Annotated in this window: 16 protein-coding genes; 4 read left to right on the top strand and 12 right to left on the bottom strand. The window is 35.1% G+C overall.

The window, feature by feature from the left end; translation table 11 throughout:
- The first annotated feature begins 151 nt into the window (after positions 1-151).
- Entirely contained in the window at positions 152-1,696 is a 1,545-nt protein-coding gene (locus tag P7122_RS03680) for an Rne/Rng family ribonuclease (protein ID WP_278004429.1), read from the top strand.
- Between the two features lie 58 nt (positions 1,697-1,754).
- Here P7122_RS03680 and P7122_RS03675 read toward each other — a convergent pair whose 3' ends face one another.
- From P7122_RS03675 to P7122_RS03640, 8 genes are all read right to left on the bottom strand, one after another.
- Positions 1,755-3,035, bottom strand: a complete 1,281-nt coding sequence (locus P7122_RS03675) for a DUF5686 family C-terminal domain-containing protein (protein ID WP_278004428.1) — start codon at positions 3,033-3,035, stop codon at positions 1,755-1,757.
- Positions 3,036-3,144: 109 nt separating this feature from the next.
- On the bottom strand, positions 3,145-3,699 hold the full coding sequence (gene frr / locus P7122_RS03670; protein ID WP_278004427.1) for a ribosome recycling factor: 555 nt from the start codon (positions 3,697-3,699) through the stop codon (positions 3,145-3,147).
- A gap of 46 nt (positions 3,700-3,745) precedes the next feature.
- Complete coding sequence (gene pyrH / locus P7122_RS03665; RefSeq protein WP_278004426.1) at positions 3,746-4,453, bottom strand: UMP kinase; 708 nt, start codon at positions 4,451-4,453, stop codon at positions 3,746-3,748.
- 125 nt (positions 4,454-4,578) lie between these two features.
- Positions 4,579-5,553: a translation elongation factor Ts gene (gene tsf / locus P7122_RS03660; RefSeq protein WP_278004425.1), complete on the bottom strand. Its 975-nt coding sequence runs from the start codon at positions 5,551-5,553 to the stop codon at positions 4,579-4,581.
- 86 nt (positions 5,554-5,639) lie between these two features.
- Positions 5,640-6,404: a 30S ribosomal protein S2 gene (rpsB, locus tag P7122_RS03655; protein ID WP_278004424.1), complete on the bottom strand. Its 765-nt coding sequence runs from the start codon at positions 6,402-6,404 to the stop codon at positions 5,640-5,642.
- Positions 6,405-6,609: 205 nt separating this feature from the next.
- A complete protein-coding gene (gene rpsI, locus P7122_RS03650) occupies positions 6,610-6,996 on the bottom strand; it encodes a 30S ribosomal protein S9 (RefSeq protein WP_278004423.1) in 387 nt (128 codons plus the stop codon).
- Entirely contained in the window at positions 6,996-7,451 is a 456-nt protein-coding gene (rplM, locus tag P7122_RS03645) for a 50S ribosomal protein L13 (protein ID WP_278004422.1), read from the bottom strand. The genes rpsI and rplM overlap by 1 nt, the downstream gene beginning before the upstream one ends.
- A gap of 160 nt (positions 7,452-7,611) precedes the next feature.
- Positions 7,612-8,592: an L-threonylcarbamoyladenylate synthase gene (locus P7122_RS03640; RefSeq protein ID WP_278004421.1), complete on the bottom strand. Its 981-nt coding sequence runs from the start codon at positions 8,590-8,592 to the stop codon at positions 7,612-7,614.
- 87 nt (positions 8,593-8,679) lie between these two features.
- Here P7122_RS03640 and P7122_RS03635 point away from each other — a divergent pair, with 87 nt between their 5' ends.
- Both P7122_RS03635 and P7122_RS03630 read left to right on the top strand, forming a co-directional pair.
- Positions 8,680-10,311: an ABC-F family ATP-binding cassette domain-containing protein gene (locus tag P7122_RS03635; protein ID WP_278004420.1), complete on the top strand. Its 1,632-nt coding sequence runs from the start codon at positions 8,680-8,682 to the stop codon at positions 10,309-10,311.
- Positions 10,312-10,407: 96 nt separating this feature from the next.
- Positions 10,408-12,357: a YgiQ family radical SAM protein gene (locus tag P7122_RS03630; RefSeq protein WP_278004419.1), complete on the top strand. Its 1,950-nt coding sequence runs from the start codon at positions 10,408-10,410 to the stop codon at positions 12,355-12,357.
- A 5-nt stretch (positions 12,358-12,362) separates the two neighbouring features.
- On the opposite strand, the gene P7122_RS03625 is transcribed toward P7122_RS03630, so the two are convergent.
- Both P7122_RS03625 and P7122_RS03620 read right to left on the bottom strand, forming a co-directional pair.
- Positions 12,363-12,581, bottom strand: a complete 219-nt coding sequence (locus tag P7122_RS03625) for a hypothetical protein (RefSeq protein WP_278004418.1) — start codon at positions 12,579-12,581, stop codon at positions 12,363-12,365.
- Positions 12,582-12,591: 10 nt separating this feature from the next.
- Complete coding sequence (locus tag P7122_RS03620; protein ID WP_278004417.1) at positions 12,592-13,083, bottom strand: DinB family protein; 492 nt, start codon at positions 13,081-13,083, stop codon at positions 12,592-12,594.
- Positions 13,084-13,314: 231 nt separating this feature from the next.
- Between P7122_RS03620 and P7122_RS03615 the strand changes: the two genes are divergently transcribed.
- Complete coding sequence (locus tag P7122_RS03615; protein ID WP_278004416.1) at positions 13,315-14,271, top strand: helix-turn-helix transcriptional regulator; 957 nt, start codon at positions 13,315-13,317, stop codon at positions 14,269-14,271.
- Here the strand turns inward: P7122_RS03615 and polA are convergent.
- Together polA and P7122_RS03605 are read right to left on the bottom strand one after the other, a co-directional pair.
- Entirely contained in the window at positions 14,268-17,117 is a 2,850-nt protein-coding gene (gene polA / locus P7122_RS03610) for a DNA polymerase I (RefSeq protein ID WP_278004415.1), read from the bottom strand. The genes P7122_RS03615 and polA overlap by 4 nt on opposite strands.
- Positions 17,118-17,224: 107 nt before the next feature.
- Complete coding sequence (locus P7122_RS03605) at positions 17,225-17,485, bottom strand: hypothetical protein (RefSeq protein WP_278004414.1); 261 nt, start codon at positions 17,483-17,485, stop codon at positions 17,225-17,227.
- Positions 17,486-17,494 lie beyond the last annotated feature (9 nt).

Here is a 17,494-nt window from a genome sequence, read left to right as displayed (position 1 = left end):
TACAAGACGTTCTTTGATATAAAATTAGATGTATTAATAGAGTACATCTTAATTTGTTTGGATTATCCGATACATGTTTATCGGAATCCTGTGTCAAAATAATTTAGTAAAATCCATTCCGATGTTTATTGTCGGAATATAAATTAACATCATGAACAAAGAATTAATCGTAAGATCGAGTTCAGATATTGTTGATTTTGCCTTATTAAAAGATGGAAAACTTATTGAATTACACAAAGACGAAGAAGATAATAACTTTGCAGTAGGTGATATTTTTATTGCTAAAATCCGCAAAGTTATTCCAGGACTTAACGCAGCTTTCGTTAATGTAGGCTACGAAAAAGATGGGTTTTTACACTATCATGATCTTGGGCCAAAATTACCTTCGCTTTTAAAATTCATTAAACGTGTAAGCACAGGAAAATTAAGAGATTACAGTCTTAAAGACTTTCCGTTTGAAAAAGATTTAGACAAAAATGGCAGTATTGCCAATGCGCTTAAATCTAATCAATCAATTTTAGTACAAGTAGTAAAAGAACCAATTTCTACAAAGGGACCTCGCATTAGTTCAGAATTGTCTATTGCAGGTAGATATATTGTTTTGGTACCCTTTTCTAACCGAATTTCGATTTCTCAAAAAATTGAATCTCAAGAAGAAAAAGACAGACTAAAACGATTAGTAAAAAGTATTACTCCCAAAGGATTTGGTGTTATTATTCGTACTGTAGCAGAAGGCAAAAAAGTTGCCGAGCTAGACAGTGATTTACAGAACTTGCTGACGAGATGGACAGCAATGTGTAAAAAGTTGTACAAAGCACATCACCCAACAAAAGTTTTAGGTGAAATGAATAAAGCATCTTCTATTCTTAGAGATATTTTTAATGATTCATTTTCTGGTATTGTTGTAGATGATGAAGAATTGTACATACAAGTAAAAGATTACGTGCAAAAAATTGCACCCAAAAAAGAGTCAATTGTAAAGTACTACAAAAATGGTATTCCGGTTTTTGAAAAATACGGCATAGAACGCCAAATAAAAACTTCTTTTGGAAAAACCGTTTCTATGGCTAAAGGTGCTTATCTTGTTATAGAACATACCGAAGCTATGCATGTTATAGATGTAAATAGTGGTAACCGTTCTAACAAAGAAAAAAGCCAAGAAGACACAGCCTTAGAAGTAAATTTAATTTCTGCAACAGAAATTGCCCGTCAACTACGCCTCCGAGATATGGGAGGAATCATTGTAGTTGATTTTATAGATATGGGCAGAGCAGAAAACCGAAAACAACTTTACAACCATCTCCGTGAAGAGATGAAAGATGACAAAGCAAAGCATAAAATATTGCCGCCGAGTAAGTTTGGTTTAGTGCAAATTACCAGACAACGCGTTAGGCCAGAGCGCAATATTAAAACTAAAGAAGAAAATCCTAATCTCGTAGGTGGAGACGAAATAGAAGCACCAATTAAAGTAGTGCAACGTATTAAGCAAGACCTAGAAAGGATTATTAAAAAAGACTATAAAAAGATAACCTTAAATGCACATCCTTTTATAGCAGCCTTTTTAACCAAAGGGTATCCATCTGTACGTACAAAGTGGTTCTTTGAACACAAAAAATGGGTAAAAATTATACCTAGAGATGCTTACACATATCTTGAATATCATTTTTTTGATAAAGATGGTAACAAAATCAATTAATATCTATTAAAAAAGCCCTTCCAGAATTTGGAAGGGCTTTTTTTATTAATAAAGATTTTTACAAAGAGATATTAAAAGTAAACTTAAAAGCAATATTATCTTCAAAATTAGGAAGATGATATGCTCCATAGCGATAGGCAAAACTCAATCCAAACCCAAGTAGAAGTCTGTTGATTTCAAAACCAGACTCAGAATAGAGATGATTAAGGGTATTAAAGCTAATACCTTGATGTCTGCTGATGCTTTTCATGTCTCCTAGTGCATACCTAGAAATAAGAACTAATTGTGGCTTAAAACGTTCTGTAATCTTAAAAGGCTTAAAGAAATGTTTTAGTTGGAGGGTAGAGAACTTATCGCTAAAAAATTCATTAAAATACATAGTCTCAAAACTATTAAGACCAGCAACAGAAAAACGTTGCAATATGGTTTCTTTAGTAATGTTATTTGGATACGCGTGATATAAATGAGTAAGAGGTGTTTCGCCACCTGCCAATCCAGCTACAAGAGTAATATTTGTTTTAGAATCATTACTATGTGTAAATTGCTGAATAGTCCTAAAATCTAGTTTAGAAAAATTAAAGTCACTACCAAAAACAGATTTAAAACCTTGAGTAACTTGTAATGTAAATTTAGGATAACCATCTCTGGTTACTACAATTTGATCTTCTTTTAATTCAAATTTACTAAAAGGACTCCATTGTAAACTAAATTTGGCTGTACTTAAATCAAATGAATTAAAGGACTCATCACCTAATACAAAATTGTAGTTGTATGTAGGATTGATTTTGCTTGCTGAAAATTGTGTTTCAGATAATAAGTGGTTAGATATTTTGTGTTGTATACCTATAGACTTTGTAATGTATCTATGAAATAAATCAATGTTTAAAAGTCTAGGCTCAAAAAAAGTAAAGAAACGTTTATCGGTTAAAAATGTTGAGCTACCAGTTTCTTTTAGATCATCAGTATACGATAAATTTATCCAAGTATTGGTGGCTTCATTAACTCTAAATCCACCACCAATACTATACTTAAATCTGGTGTCTTTAAATCCATATACAAGGTAGCCGTTTACTCTATAGCGATCAGAAAAACTTTTGTTGGTTGTGCCTCCTAAACCGGTTCTAAAACCTTCGTATTGGTTAAACTTTATGAGGTACCTTAAGTCTAGATCAAAAAAATTAGTAGGTAAAAATCCATTGCCTAAATTCTTAAGGAACTCGGCTTTTTTTATAGAGTCTCTGGCTATTTTAACAGAATCACTTTTTTTAGAAACAGGATTCTGTGCCAAGCAAAATGTAGCAAAGCAAAATAAAAGAATAGCAAGAGACTGCTTAAGCATGCAAATGGATTAATATTAAAAGCTAAATAAAATACGCTGCTTTTAACCTGAAACTAATTTCAGATTGGTATTAGTCTTACCAAATAAAAAAATGAAAACATGAAGGTTTTTATACCGTCATAATTTCACTTTCTTTTACATCAAGAATTTTATCTATCTTCTTAACGTAAGAATCGGTAAGTTCTTGTACGTCGATCTCTGCATTTTTTTGCAGATCCTCTGAAACATCAGATTTTTTGATGTCATTCATAGCATCTTTACGTGCATTTCTAACACCAACTTTAGCGTCTTCAGCTTCACTTTTAGCTTGTTTAGCTAAATCCTTTCTACGTTCTTCTGTTAAAGGCGGAACATTGATTATTATAGTTTCGCCATTATTCATAGGATTAAAACCTAAGTTGGCTAACATAATACCACGCTCAATTTCTTGTAACATGCTTTTTTCCCAAGGTTGTACAGAAATTGTTCTTCCGTCTGGTGTATTAACATTTGCAACTTGATTTATAGGTGTCTGAGAACCATAGTAATCTACCATTACACTGCCTAACATAGCAGGACTTGCCTTACCAGCTCTAATGTTTACCAATTGTTTTTCTAAATGCTTTACGGCATTATCCATTGCTTCTTTTGCAGAATCTAATATAAATTGAATGTCTTCGTCCATAATTTTTATAATTTTAATTGTGAGTTATCAAAAGTTAAGCCAAAACCTAAAGGTTAACTTCTGTACCTATGGTCTCACCAGAAACTACTTTTAGTAAGTTCCCTTTTTTGTTCATATCAAATACTATAATTGGTAATTTATTTTCTTGACTAAGTGTAAAAGCTGTTGTATCCATAACCTTAAGTCCTTTTCTAAGAACATCATCAAAAGTAATGTGATCAAACTTTACAGCAGTACTATCTTTTTCTGGGTCTGCAGTGTAGATACCGTCAACACGTGTACCCTTTAAAATAACATCGGCTTCAATTTCTATAGCTCTTAGTACAGCAGCAGAGTCAGTTGTAAAGTAAGGATTTCCTGTGCCTCCACCAAAGATAACCACACGTCCTTTTTCTAGATGACGCATCGCTTTGCGTCTAATAAAAGGTTCTGCTACTTCGTTTATTTTTATTGCAGTTTGAAGCCTGGTAGGAATATCAGCATCTTCTAAAGCACTTTGTAATGCCAATCCGTTGATTACAGTTGCCAGCATTCCCATATGGTCGCCTTGCACTCGGTCCATACCATTACTGGCTCCGGCAACACCTCTAAATATGTTTCCGCCACCAATAACAATAGCAACTTGTACGCCTTGGTCTGTAATAGCTTTAATATCTTGGGCATACTCGGCTAAACGCAGAGGATCTATACCGTATTGGCGCTCTCCCATAAGGGCTTCACCAGATAATTTTAGTAGTATTCTATTGTATTTCATACCTGTTTTGAAAGTTGAACAAAGCTACATAATTATTAGCATCTGTAAAAGTGAAAAAAATGTCAAAAAAAAGCCTCTCAAAAATTGAAAGGCTTTTAGCTTTATAAATTATTTTGAATAATTAATTATCCAACTGAAGCACGTTTGAAACCAGTTACTTCAACATCTCCAAATGTCTTAACGTATTCAGCAACAGTTTTCTTTTCGTCTTTAATAAATTTTTGGTCTAATAGACACTGCTCTTGATCTAGAGTAGTATTGTCAGAAACAAAACGCTCCATTTTACCTGGTAAGATTCTGTCCCAGATTTGTTCTGGCTTACCTTCAGCTTTTAACTCAGCTTTAGCATCTTCTTCTGCTTGTGCTAAAACCTCTGGAGTTAATTGTGCCATAGAGATATACTTAGGAACATTCTTTAATGTTTTACCTAAACGACCTAATTCTATGTTTTCTTTTTCGATTACAGCAATACGAGCTTCAGTTTCTGAAGCTACATAAGCAGGATCAAAATCTTTGTAAGATAATGTAGTTGCTCCCATAGAAGCTACTTGCATTGCGATATCTTTTACTAAAGTATCAGCGTTATCTACTTTTGCAGATAAACCAACTAAAGCAGCAATTTTGTTAATGTGAACGTACTGTCCTACAAATGGTGCGTCTAATTTCTCAAAAGAAGTGATGTCTAATTTTTCACCGATTACACCAGTTTGCTCAACTAATTTTTCAGCAACAGTCATACCACCAAAATCAGAAGCTAAGAAATCTTCTTTAGAATCAAAATTTAAAGCAGCATCAGCTAAATCGTTAGCTAATTTTACGAAGTTTTCGTTTTTACCTACGAAATCAGTTTCACAACCTAATACGATAGCAACACCAGAAGTGTTGTCTGCATTTATTTTAGCAACAGCAGCACCTTCAGAAGAATCTCTGTCAGCTCTCTTTTCTGCAACTTTTTGTCCTTTTTTACGTAATACTTCAATGGCTTTATCAAAATCACCACCAGCTTCAACTAAAGCTTTTTTACAATCCATCATACCAGCACCAGTTGCTTGTCTTAGCTTGTTTACTTCTGCTGCTGTAATTTTTACAGTATTTTCCATAGTGTTTAATTTAAAAAAGTCGAATAATTAATGTTCTGCGAAGAAACGAATTAAACGACTTTTATATATTTTCTAAATGTTATTTTTTATTCTTCTTCTTGATCTGCTACAGTAGCTTTTGCAGCTTTCTTAGCTTTTCCGCTATCTTTTTCTGCACGCTCAGCTTTTCTTTCGTTTAAACCATCTTGAATTGCAGATGAAACGATAGATAAAACTTTGTTAATAGATTTTGAAGCATCATCGTTTGCTGGGATAACGTAATCTAACTGACGTGGGTCAGAGTTAGTATCTACCATTGCAAAGATTGGAATGTTTAGTTTTTGAGCTTCTTTAATTGCGATGTGCTCTCTTAAAGTATCTACAACAAATAAAGCGCCTGGTAAACGTGTCATATCAGAGATAGAACCTAAGTTCTTTTCTAATTTTGCACGTTGACGGTCTATCTGTAATTTTTCTCTTTTAGATAATGACTCAAAAGTACCGTCTTTTTTCATACGATCAATTGAAGACATTTTCTTAACAGCTTTACGGATTGTTACAAAGTTTGTAAGCATTCCACCTGGCCAACGCTCAGTAATGTATGGTTGGTTTACAGCGCCTGCTTTTTCAGCAACGATGTCCTTAGCTTGCTTTTTAGTTGCTACGAATAAGATTTTTTTACCTGATGCAGCAATCTTGCTTAATGCAGCACAAGTTTCATCAATCTTAGCAGCTGTTTTGTAAAGGTTAATGATGTGAATACCATTACGCTCCATGTAGATATAAGGAGCCATGTTTGGATTCCACTTACGTGTTAGGTGACCAAAATGTACACCTGCGTCTAGTAGTTCTTTTACTTCTACTTTTTCCATTTTTGTATAGTTTACGTTCTGTTGAATTAGCAATGGCTAAGTGGTTTATTTGCCTTAGTCATTTAGATGCTAAACTAAATCCTGACTGTAAAGTCATGGACAACAATAACTGGTTTATAATTTGCTGCACTATGCAGCGGATTTCAATAAAATAAAATAATCCAGAACTTGAAAAGTCAAGTTCTGAATTAAGTGTTGTTGGATATTAACGTTTAGAGAACTGGAATTTCTTACGCGCTTTCTTCTGACCGAATTTCTTACGCTCTACCATTCTTGGATCTCTTGTTAATAGACCTTCTGGCTTTAATATTGCTCTGTTTTCAGCATCTACTTCGCACATAGCACGAGATAATGCTAAACGTATAGCTTCCGCCTGGCCGGTGATACCACCTCCATATACGTTAACAGTAATATCAAAGTTGCCATCATTGTTAGTCATAGCAATAGCTTGGTTTACTTTATACTGTAATGTTGCAGTAGTAAAATAATCCGCCATGTCTTTTTTGTTCACCGTAATGTTACCTTTTCCTTCAGCAACGTATACACGGGCAACAGCCGTCTTTCTACGGCCAATTTTGTGAATTACTTCCATTAGTTAAATTCGTTTAAATTAATTGTTTTTGGTTTTTGAGCTTCGTGAGCGTGCTCAGTACCAGCAACAACAGTTAAGTTTCTAAAAAGAGTTGCTCCTAATTTGTTTTTAGGTAACATTCCTTTTACTGACTTTTCTACTAATCTGGTTGGGTCTTTCTCAAACATCTCAGTAGCAGTCAAGCTTCTTTGACCACCTGGATAACCTGTGTGACGGATATAACTTTTTTCCGTCCATTTGTTACCAGTTAAGTTGATTTTTTCCGCGTTTACAACAATTACGTTGTCACCGCAATCAACGTGTGGCGTAAAGTTAGGCTTGTGCTTACCTCTTAAAAGTACTGCTACTTTTGAAGCTAAGCGACCTAAAGTTTGTCCTTCAGCATCAACTAAAACCCACTCCTTATTAACGGTAGCTTTGTTAGCAGAAACTGTCTTGTAGCTTAATGTATCCACACTAATTTGATTTATTATTGCACCTTAGGGTACAAAAGATTAAACATTCCTCTTCCGAAAAAGAGTTTGCAAATTTACGATAAACAATTGGATTGGCAAACTCTAATTAAATGTTTTTTCGTATTGAAAATCAGGTGTTTTAAAATGGTTGAAGTTAGATTTACTTTGTGGCGCGTTGCAATCTGTCATTTATAGATTTGCCCAAACCATAATCTGGTAGTTGTTCTGCTATAATAATATCGAGTTGTTGTTGATCTAATTGATGTAAAGCATCATATAATTTTGAAGCCGCTTCTTCTAGATTTTTACCTTCGGATAACACAATTTTATATGCGATTGCATCATCATTCAAAATATCATTATAAGTTAGAAGTCCAATTTTTAAATCTTTATAGGTCTCAATAGCTTCTGCTATGTTAGTGGTGAGAATGGTTTTGGTTTTTGGCGCATAATGACGTTCTAACATCCCTGGCGCTTCAGGTGCAGCCTCTTTTTGACTTCGACCATGCTCAGCCGAACTGTTTTTAACTTCAATAGTTCCAACTACAGCTTCAATGGCTTCTACAGACGTTGAGCCTAGCCTGTAAATTATAGGTTCACCATTTTCAAAACCGATAATTGTAGATTCAATGCCACTTTTACAAGCTCCACCATCTAAAACCATTTGTATTTTATCCTTAAAATAGTTTTCTACATGCTCAGCTTTGGTTGGACTTATTCGGTTAAAAGGATTAGCACTTGGTGCGGCAAGCGGAAAATCTAATTGATTTAAAAGTTCCAAAGTAGTTGGATGGTTGGGAATTCTAACCGCAACCGTGTCTTTTCCACCAGTAATTAAATCAGGAATTATAGATTTCTTTTTTAAAACCAATGTTATTGGTCCAGGCCAGAAGGCTTCAGCTAAGAGTTTTGCTTTTTCAGGAATCGCTTCAACAATGGTTTCTAGATACTCTATATTAGGAATATGAACAATCAACGGATTAAAAAATGGACGTTCTTTAGTTTCAAAAATTGCTTTTACCGCTTTTTCTGAAAATATATTACCAGCCAAACCATAAACCGTTTCGGTTGGTATAGCAACAAGCTCTTCGTTATTAAGAAGTTCTATGGCTTTTGATAGGTCTGTTGAAATAATGCTCATAACAGGTTTAAAATGCAATATTACTTCAAAAAAATCAAAGATTTATCTTTCGGCTTTTAGTAGTTTTGCGCCTTTAAAATTAAAGCTATGATTTCTGTAGATAATTTAGTTGTAGAATTTAGTGGTCACACCTTATTTAGTGATGTGTTTTTTACTATAAATGAGAATGATAAAATTGCCCTAATGGGTAAGAATGGTGCTGGAAAATCTACAATGATGAAAATTATTGCAGGCGTACAAAATCCAACTAAAGGTCATGTTAGAGCACCAAAAGATGCCGTGATTGCATATTTGCCTCAGCACTTATTAACCGAAGATGATACATCTGTTTTAGAAGAAGCATCCAAAGCATTTAGTCATGTTTTTGAAATGCGTGACGAAATGGATGCTTTAAACAAGCAACTTGAAACCAGAACCGATTACGAGTCTGAAGACTATATGAAAATCATTGAGCGTGTATCAGATTTAGGTGAAAAATATTATGCTTTAGAAGAAGTAAATTACACTGCCGAAGTTGAAAAAGCTTTGAAAGGTTTGGGTTTTAAACCTGAAGATTTTAATAAGCCAACAAGCGAGTTTTCAGGTGGATGGCGTATGCGAATTGAATTGGCAAAAATTTTACTTCAAAAACCCGATTTAATTCTGCTTGATGAGCCTACCAACCATATTGATATTGAGTCGGTAATTTGGCTAGAAGATTTTCTGGTAAATAAAGCTAAAGCCGTGGTGGTTATTTCGCACGATAGAGCGTTTGTAGATAACATTACAAACCGAACTATAGAAGTGACGATGGGTCGTATTTACGATTATAAAGCAAATTATACCCATTATTTGCAACTTCGTGAAGACAGAAGAGCGCATCAAATAAAAGCCTACCAAGAGCAACAAAAATTTATAGCGGACAACCAAGCGTTTATTGAGCGTTTTAAAGGTACCTATTCTAAAACCAATCAGGTGGCATCAAGAGAGCGAATGCTTGAAAAGTTAGAAATTATTGAGGTTGACGATATTGATACTTCAGCTTTAAAACTGCGTTTTCCAAAAACACAGCGTTCGGGAGATTATCCTGTAACGGTTAAGGATGTCTCTAAATCATACGATGATCATGTAGTGTTTAAAAATGCAAACATGTCGATTGCTCGTGGCGAAAAAGTATGTTTTGTAGGTAGAAATGGTGAAGGGAAATCAACGATGATAAAAGCCATTATGGGACAAATTGATGTAGAAGGCACTTGCTCTTTAGGTCATAATGTTCAAGTGGGTTATTTTGCACAAAACCAAGCCGCACTTTTAGATGAAGATTTAACTATTTTTCAAACGGTTGATGAAGTTGCAAAAGGCGATATTCGTACGCAAATAAAAAATATTCTGGGTCGTTTTATGTTTAAAGGCGACGATATCGATAAAAAAGTTGCTGTGCTTTCTGGTGGTGAAAAAACGAGGTTAGCCATGGTGAAGTTACTATTAGAACCTGTAAATCTTTTGATTCTGGATGAGCCAACCAATCATCTCGATTTAAAATCGAAAGATGTTTTAAAAGAGGCTTTAAAAGAGTTTGATGGTACTTTAATTTTAGTATCTCACGACCGTGATTTTCTTCAAGGCTTATCAAAAAAAGTGTTCGAATTTAAAAATCAACGTGTTATTGAACATTTTGAAACTATTGATGATTTCCTAGAACGTAACCGTATAGAAAATATTAAAGCCCTCGATTTATAATTTTTCATTAAAATTTACTGCTATTGTGTTGCTTTTGTGTGGTTTAACAGGAGTGCTTGCAATTAAGTAGTAATTTCTATTTACCTTTGTGCCGTTATGCAAGAAGAATTAAGACTTTCTAGTTGGTTACCTACCACAAACAAAGAGGTGAAAATTCGCGGATGGGAATACCTAGATGTTATCCTGTTTAGCGGAGATGCCTATGTAGATCATCCAACCTTTGGTCCAGCAGTAATTGGACGTTTGTTAGAAAGTATGGGTTTGCGTGTTGCTATCGTGCCACAACCTAATGTTAACGATAATCTTCAGGATTTTGTTAAGTTGGGCAAGCCGCGTTTGTTCTTCGGTGTTACGGGAGGTTGTATGGATCCTATGATTAGTAATTACAACGCCAACAAAAAACGTCGTGATAAAGATGCGTACACACCAAATGGCGAAATTGGTTTTAGGCCAGATTATGCATCTACGGTTTATAGTAAAATTTTAAAAGAAAAATGGCCAGATACACCAGTTTTAATTGGTGGTATTGAAGGCTCGTTACGTCGTGTCACTCATTACGATTATTGGAGCGACCAATTAATGCCAACTATTTTAGAAACCTCTAAAGCCGATATGTTGGTTTACGGAATGGGCGAACAGCCACTTCGTGAAATTGTCCGTTTACTAGAACGTGGTGTGCCGTTTGAAAGTATTAATACGGTAAACCAAACAGCGATTCTTATTAATGATGAAAACGATATTCCAAAAAATAAAAATTGGGAAGATGTTGAAATCGCCTCACACGAAACCTGTTTAAAAGATAAAAAGGCTTACGCATCTAACTTTAAAGTAATAGAGCAAGAGTCAAATAAATTGGCTGCAAGACGAATTTTCCAAAAAGTAGGTAATAAGATGCTGATGATAAATCCGCCTTATCCTACAATGACAGAGGAAGAAATTGATGCCTCTTTCGATTTGCCATATACGCGTTTACCGCATCCAAAATACAATAAGCGTGGACCAATTCCTGCTTACGAGATGATAAAAACGTCTATAAATATTCATCGTGGTTGTTTTGGTGGATGTAGTTTTTGTACCATTTCGGCACATCAAGGAAAATTTATAGCTAGTCGTAGTAAAGAGTCTATATTAAGAGAAGTTGATAAAGTGGCGAATATGCCAGATTTTAAAGGCTATTTGTCTGATATTGGTGGGCCAAGTGCCAATATGTACCAAATGAAAGGTAAGGTGCAAGCTATATGCGATAAGTGTGTCGCGCCAAGTTGTATTTCGCCAGTAATTTGTAGCAATTTAGATACGTCTCATAAACCGTTAACCGAGTTGTACAAGGCTGTAGATAGTCATCCGAAAGTAAAAAAATCGTTTATCGGTTCTGGAATTAGACATGATATGTTGGTGCCAGAATTCAATAAAAACGCAGATCCAAAAGAGTTAGATGATTATACTGAAGAAGTGATGACCAAGCATGTTTCTGGACGACTTAAAGTAGCGCCAGAACATACCAGTGATCCTGTTTTGAAACTTATGAGAAAACCTTCGTTTAGTTATTTCCATAAGTTTAAAGAACGCTTTGATAAAATCAATATTAAGAATAAACTGAACCTGCAGTTAATTCCGTATTTCATCTCAAATCATCCTGCTTGCGAAGTTGAAGATATGGCAAATCTTGCTGCCGAAACTAAAGATATGGGCTTTCAGCTTGAGCAAGTTCAAGGCTTTACGCCAACACCAATGACGGTTGCAACGGTAATTTATTATAGTGGTTATCATCCGTATACACTTAAAGAGGTTAATACACCAAAAACAAAAAAGGAAAAAGACGAGCAACATCGTTTTTTCTTTTGGTATAAGGATGAAAACAAAGCTTGGATTAAAAACACGCTTAATAAATTAGGTCGTCAAGATTTATTGAAAGTGCTATTGCCAAAGAAAGAAGAGAAATGGCGCAAGAATAAACCAGGAAAAACTAAGCATACCTTTAATGATGCTGTGCCTTTTAATCAAAGAAAAAATAAGGTCAAGTATAAGAAGAGAAAACGTAAATAGGTTTTCTAATCCAATTCTTCACAAGAAAAACCAAGACTTTTAAAGATCTGAGAAATGGCATGAGGTGAAATGGTTTTGGTTTCAACTCGGAAGATGTTGTCACAATCTTCCAAGTCAAAATTCCAATATCCATTTTTGGCAATTAAGCTATTTAAAACAGGCTTTAACTGTTTGATTTCACGATTTGAAGTGATAGATGTTTTAAAGACCAAAACAGAATTCATACTGTAAATTTTAGCGTTCGTAAAAGAAAGGTGGTTCAATATTTAAAGCACGTAAATACACATAGGCTTGTCCGCGATGATGAATTTCATTGTCAATGAAATAAAAAATAGAAGACCAAACAGTACCTTCATATTCCCCAAAACTTTTAATAGTGTCATGAAATTGTTCTGGCTTTATTTGTGGCCAATACGCGTTGATATCTTCGGTTGTTTTATCCCAAATTTCTAGCAGTTTTTCCTTCTTGTTTTCATGGTTTATATCTTCATTAAACGCTGCAGTTTTACCAGTAACAATTTCTTTGATGCCAGGTGTTGCAATAGCTAGTAGTTCAACAACCATTTCAGAGAAAGGACGCATGCCTCCTATTGAAAAATTGAATAAATCTTTTTCTGAAAAAGCTTCAATAACACGTCGAGTTAAGTTACGATGTCCTTGCCAATGGGCTAATAATTCTTCAGATGTAATTACTGTTTGTAATGTAGTGTTGGTGTTTGTTTCCATGATTTTAGTTTTTTGATGTTCTTATTATTTGAAATCAAAATTAAAAGTGCATAGTGACAGCTTTGTGTCAGTAGTAAAAAATAAAGTTTTAAAAAATTTCAACTGACAAACCTTTGTCATAGACCACATCTATTTTTGTGTATTATTAATGATTAATAGATTATGTTGAAGGGTAAATTAAACACAAACTTCAACCTGAAAACCTATCTTTGGGATATATGTTACAGCATTATGAGTTTAGACACTGTAAAACGTTTTGATAGAATTGTAGCCATACTTATTCAATTACAATCCAAACGCATTGTAAAAGCACAAGAATTAGCCGATAGATTTCAGGTAAGTTTACGAACCATTTATCGCGATATTCGTACGCTCGAAGCTTCTGGTGTGCCTATCATTAGTGAGGCAGGTGTTGGTTATTCTATAATGGAAGGGTATCGTTTGCCACCTGTAATGTTTACACGCGAAGAAGTTGGTAGTTTTGTTGCAGCCGAAAAGTTGATGCAAAAGTTTGTAGATAAATCATTAGGAAATTACTACGAATCTGCAATGCTGAAGTTGAAATCCGTGTTACGTGGACGTGAAAAAGACTGGATTTCTGCTTTAGAATCTCAAATATTTGTCGATCCTTCTCACAAACTATTTAATGATGATTTGCCAAATGCACTAGAAGTACTTTTTGAAAGTATTGCTGAAAAGCGTCAAGTGCATCTAAAATATCAGGCGCTTAACAATGAAATACCTACCGAACGCTTTGTAGAGCCTGTTGGTATTTATCACGAAACGGGATTTTGGTATGTTTTGGGTTTTTGTCATCTTCGGAAGGATTACAGACAATTTAGAACCGATAGAATGCTAGCCATAAAACCCACTCAACATGGTTTTACAAGAGAGCACATTACCTTAGATGATTACCGTAACAAATTGAATGACGTAGAAAAAACAAAAGTAGTTATACAGGTAGATAAATCTGTTGTTCGATTTATAAACAATAGCAAATGGCAACACGGATTTGTATCCGAAAAAGTAAAAGCCCATTATGTTGAAATGACGTTCTTAACACCTTATGTAGAACATGGTTTTTCAAGATGGTATATCGTTTTTTCAGATTATGCAAAAATCATAGAACCTGAAAGTTTAAAGCACCAGATAAAAAATATTCTAGAAAAGGCTATTTCTAAACTTTAATGCGCCTCAAGCCAGTTGTTACCTGTGTCTAACTCAACATCTAACGGCACAGCTAGTTTATAAGCATTTTCCATTTCAGTTTTAATCAGTTTTGAAATCTCTTCTAATTCTGGTTTATAAACGTCGAAAACCAATTCATCGTGCACTTGCAGTAGCATTTTTGTTTTGTAATTGCCAGCTTCAAGTTTGTTGTAAATGGCAATCATAGCAAGTTTAATAATGTCGGCAGCACTACCTTGAATTGGCGCATTTACCGCATTTCGTTCGGCAGCACCACGCACCACTGCATTTCTAGAATTGATATCTTTTAAATATCTGCGACGGCCTAAAACGGTCTGCACATAACCATGGTCGCGCGCAAAATCGACTTGCTTACTGATGTAATTTTTTAGCTTCGGATAGGTTTCGTAATACGTGTCAATTAACTCTTTGGCTTCACTACGAGATAAATTAGTTTGATTGCTTAATCCGAAAGCAGAAACACCATAAATAATACCGAAGTTTACAGTTTTAGCGTTGCTACGTTGTTCGCGCGTGACGTCCTCAATAGCCACATTAAACACTTTTGCAGCGGTTGAAGCGTGAATATCTTCACCGTTGTTAAAGGCTTCAATCATGGTTTCTTCTTCACTTAAAGCAGCGATAATACGTAATTCAATTTGAGAATAATCGGCAGCTAAAAGGGTGTAATCTTCGCTTCGCGGAATAAACGCCTTTCGCACTTGACGACCACGCTCTGTACGAATAGGAATGTTTTGTAAGTTCGGGTTGTTACTACTTAAACGTCCAGTAGCTGCAACGGTTTGCATATAATCGGTGTGTACGCGTCCTGTGGCTTCTTCAACCTGTAGCGGTAACGCATCAACATAAGTGCTTTTAAGCTTGCTTAAACCTCTAAAATCAAGAATGTTTTGGATGATTTCGTGGTCTTTAGCCAAATAACTCAAGACATCTTCTGCAGTAGAATATTGCCCAGTTTTGGTCTTTTTAGGTTTGTCGACAAGCTTCATTTTTTCAAACAAAATAACACCCAATTGTTTAGGTGATGCAATGTTGAATTCTTCGCCAGCAGCGTCGTAAATGCGCTTTTCAAGTGTAGCAATATCATTGTTTAGTTGCTCAGCTAGTGACGCTAAAAAGTCTTTATCTAAATTAATGCCTTCCAATTCCATAGCTGCTAAAACGCGCAGTAACGGAATTTCAATATCATCAAACAAGGTTTGGGTATTGGCTTCGCCTAATTCATTTTGAAAATGTTCTTTTAATTGTAGGGTGATATCGGCATCTTCAACCGCGTATTCCGTTTGTTTTTCCAAAGGAACGTCGCGCATTGAAAGCTGATTTTTGCCTTTCTTGCCAATTAACGTTTCAATAGAAATTGGTGTATAATTCAAATAAGTTTCTGCCAAAACATCCATATTGTGGCGCATATCTGGATTGATGAGGTAATGCGCTAACATGGTATCGAACAATTTGCCTTTTACCTCGATGTTGTATTTCGCTAAAACTTTGATGTCGTATTTTAAATTCTGACCAATTTTCTCAATGGTTTCACTTTCAAAAAATGGACGTAACGCTTCGATTAAATCTTGTGCTTCGGTTTTATCTTCTGGAAATGGCATGTAGAAGCCTTTGCCAACTTCCCATGAAAATGCAATGCCAACCAATTCTGCAGTTAACGGATTTAAACCTGTGGTTTCGGTATCAAAACACACCGAAGTTTGATTCATTAAATTTTTAATGAAAAGTTTTGTTGCCATACCAGAAGCGACGCTTTGGTAAAAATGGCTTGTGGTTTCTGCGGTTTTTCGGATGTGTGATGCTGAACTTGTTTCGGTATCTGCCTCATTAACATCGCCACCAAATAGAGAAAATTGTCCTGCGCCAGCCGTTGAGATTGTTTTTGGTTTTGCTTTTTCCTCCGTTTTCGATGTTGTCTCAGCAGTTGCTTGAGTATCTTCCGCAGCAAAAGTTTTTAAGAAATTTTCAGTAAGTCGTCTAAACTCTAAATCTTGAAAAATGGTTTTAACTGCTTCAATGTCTGGGTCGCACATTTCAAAATCTTTTTCATCAAATTCCACCGGAACATCAAGCATTATGGTAGCCAGTTTTTTCGATAGTAAACCTAATTCTTGGTTAGCTTCTACCTTCTCCTTCATTTTACCTTTCAGCTCGTGGATGTTTTCAAATAAACCTTCCATACTTCCGTAGGCTTTCAGGAATTTTTTCGCGGTTTTCTCACCAACACCTGGTAAACCTGGAATATTATCACTCGCATCGCCCATCATTCCTAAGAAATCAATCACCTGTAAAGGGTCTTCAACTTCAAACTTTTTCTGTACTTCAGGAATGCCCCAAGTTTCATAACCACCACCAAACGATTTTGGGCGGTACATAAAAATATTTTCAGACACTAACTGTGCAAAATCTTTATCAGGTGTAACCATAAAGGTTTGATAACCTTGTTTTTCGGCTTGTTTTGATAGGGTTCCTATAACGTCGTCGGCTTCATAACCTTCCTTCACCATAATAGGAATATGCATGGCTTTTAAAATCTCTTGAATGTATGGTACGGCAACTTTTATGGCTTCTGGCGTTTCGTCTCTGTTGGCTTTGTAAGCCTCAAACATTTCTACACGGTCGGTACTTCCGCCTTTATCGAAACATACGGCTAAATGGTCTGGACGCTCACGTTTTATAACATCTAAAAGTGAGTTCATAAAACCCATAATGGCCGACGTATCGATGCCTTTTGAGTTGATTCTTGGATTTTTTATAAAAGCATAATACCCACGGAAAATTAGGGCGTAAGCATCGACTAGGAAAACACGTTTTTGGTCTGACATTTTTTGAAATTTTGAAGTCTATAAAACTACAAAACTTAGCGGTACTTATAGAATAAAAAAAAGCCGAAACTTATGTTTCGGCTTTTTAATGGTTAATAGCATATTAATTAGCAAAGCTTTACAGTCTTAACTTTTATTTGAAGACTTTTTCTGTAAGCTTTAATACTTATAATCTCGTTACTTTTTTTGTGGTTCATTTTTAAAACCTTAGCCTTAGCTTTAGCAGAAATAGTAGCTTTAGCAACTTCAGGCTTTTCAGATTTAACTGTTTCAACTAATTCAGTCTCAATGTTACTTACAACGTCTTGCTGAGCGAATCCTGCTAGAGACATTGTTAAGAAAGCTAATATGACTAAACCTTTTTTCATTGTTATTAA

This window comes from Winogradskyella marincola, assembly GCF_029624125.1.
Taxonomy (GTDB): Bacteria; Bacteroidota; Bacteroidia; order Flavobacteriales; family Flavobacteriaceae; genus Winogradskyella; species Winogradskyella marincola.
Note: the sequence above shows the minus strand (reverse complement) of the source record. Positions and strands in the feature narration are given on the sequence as shown.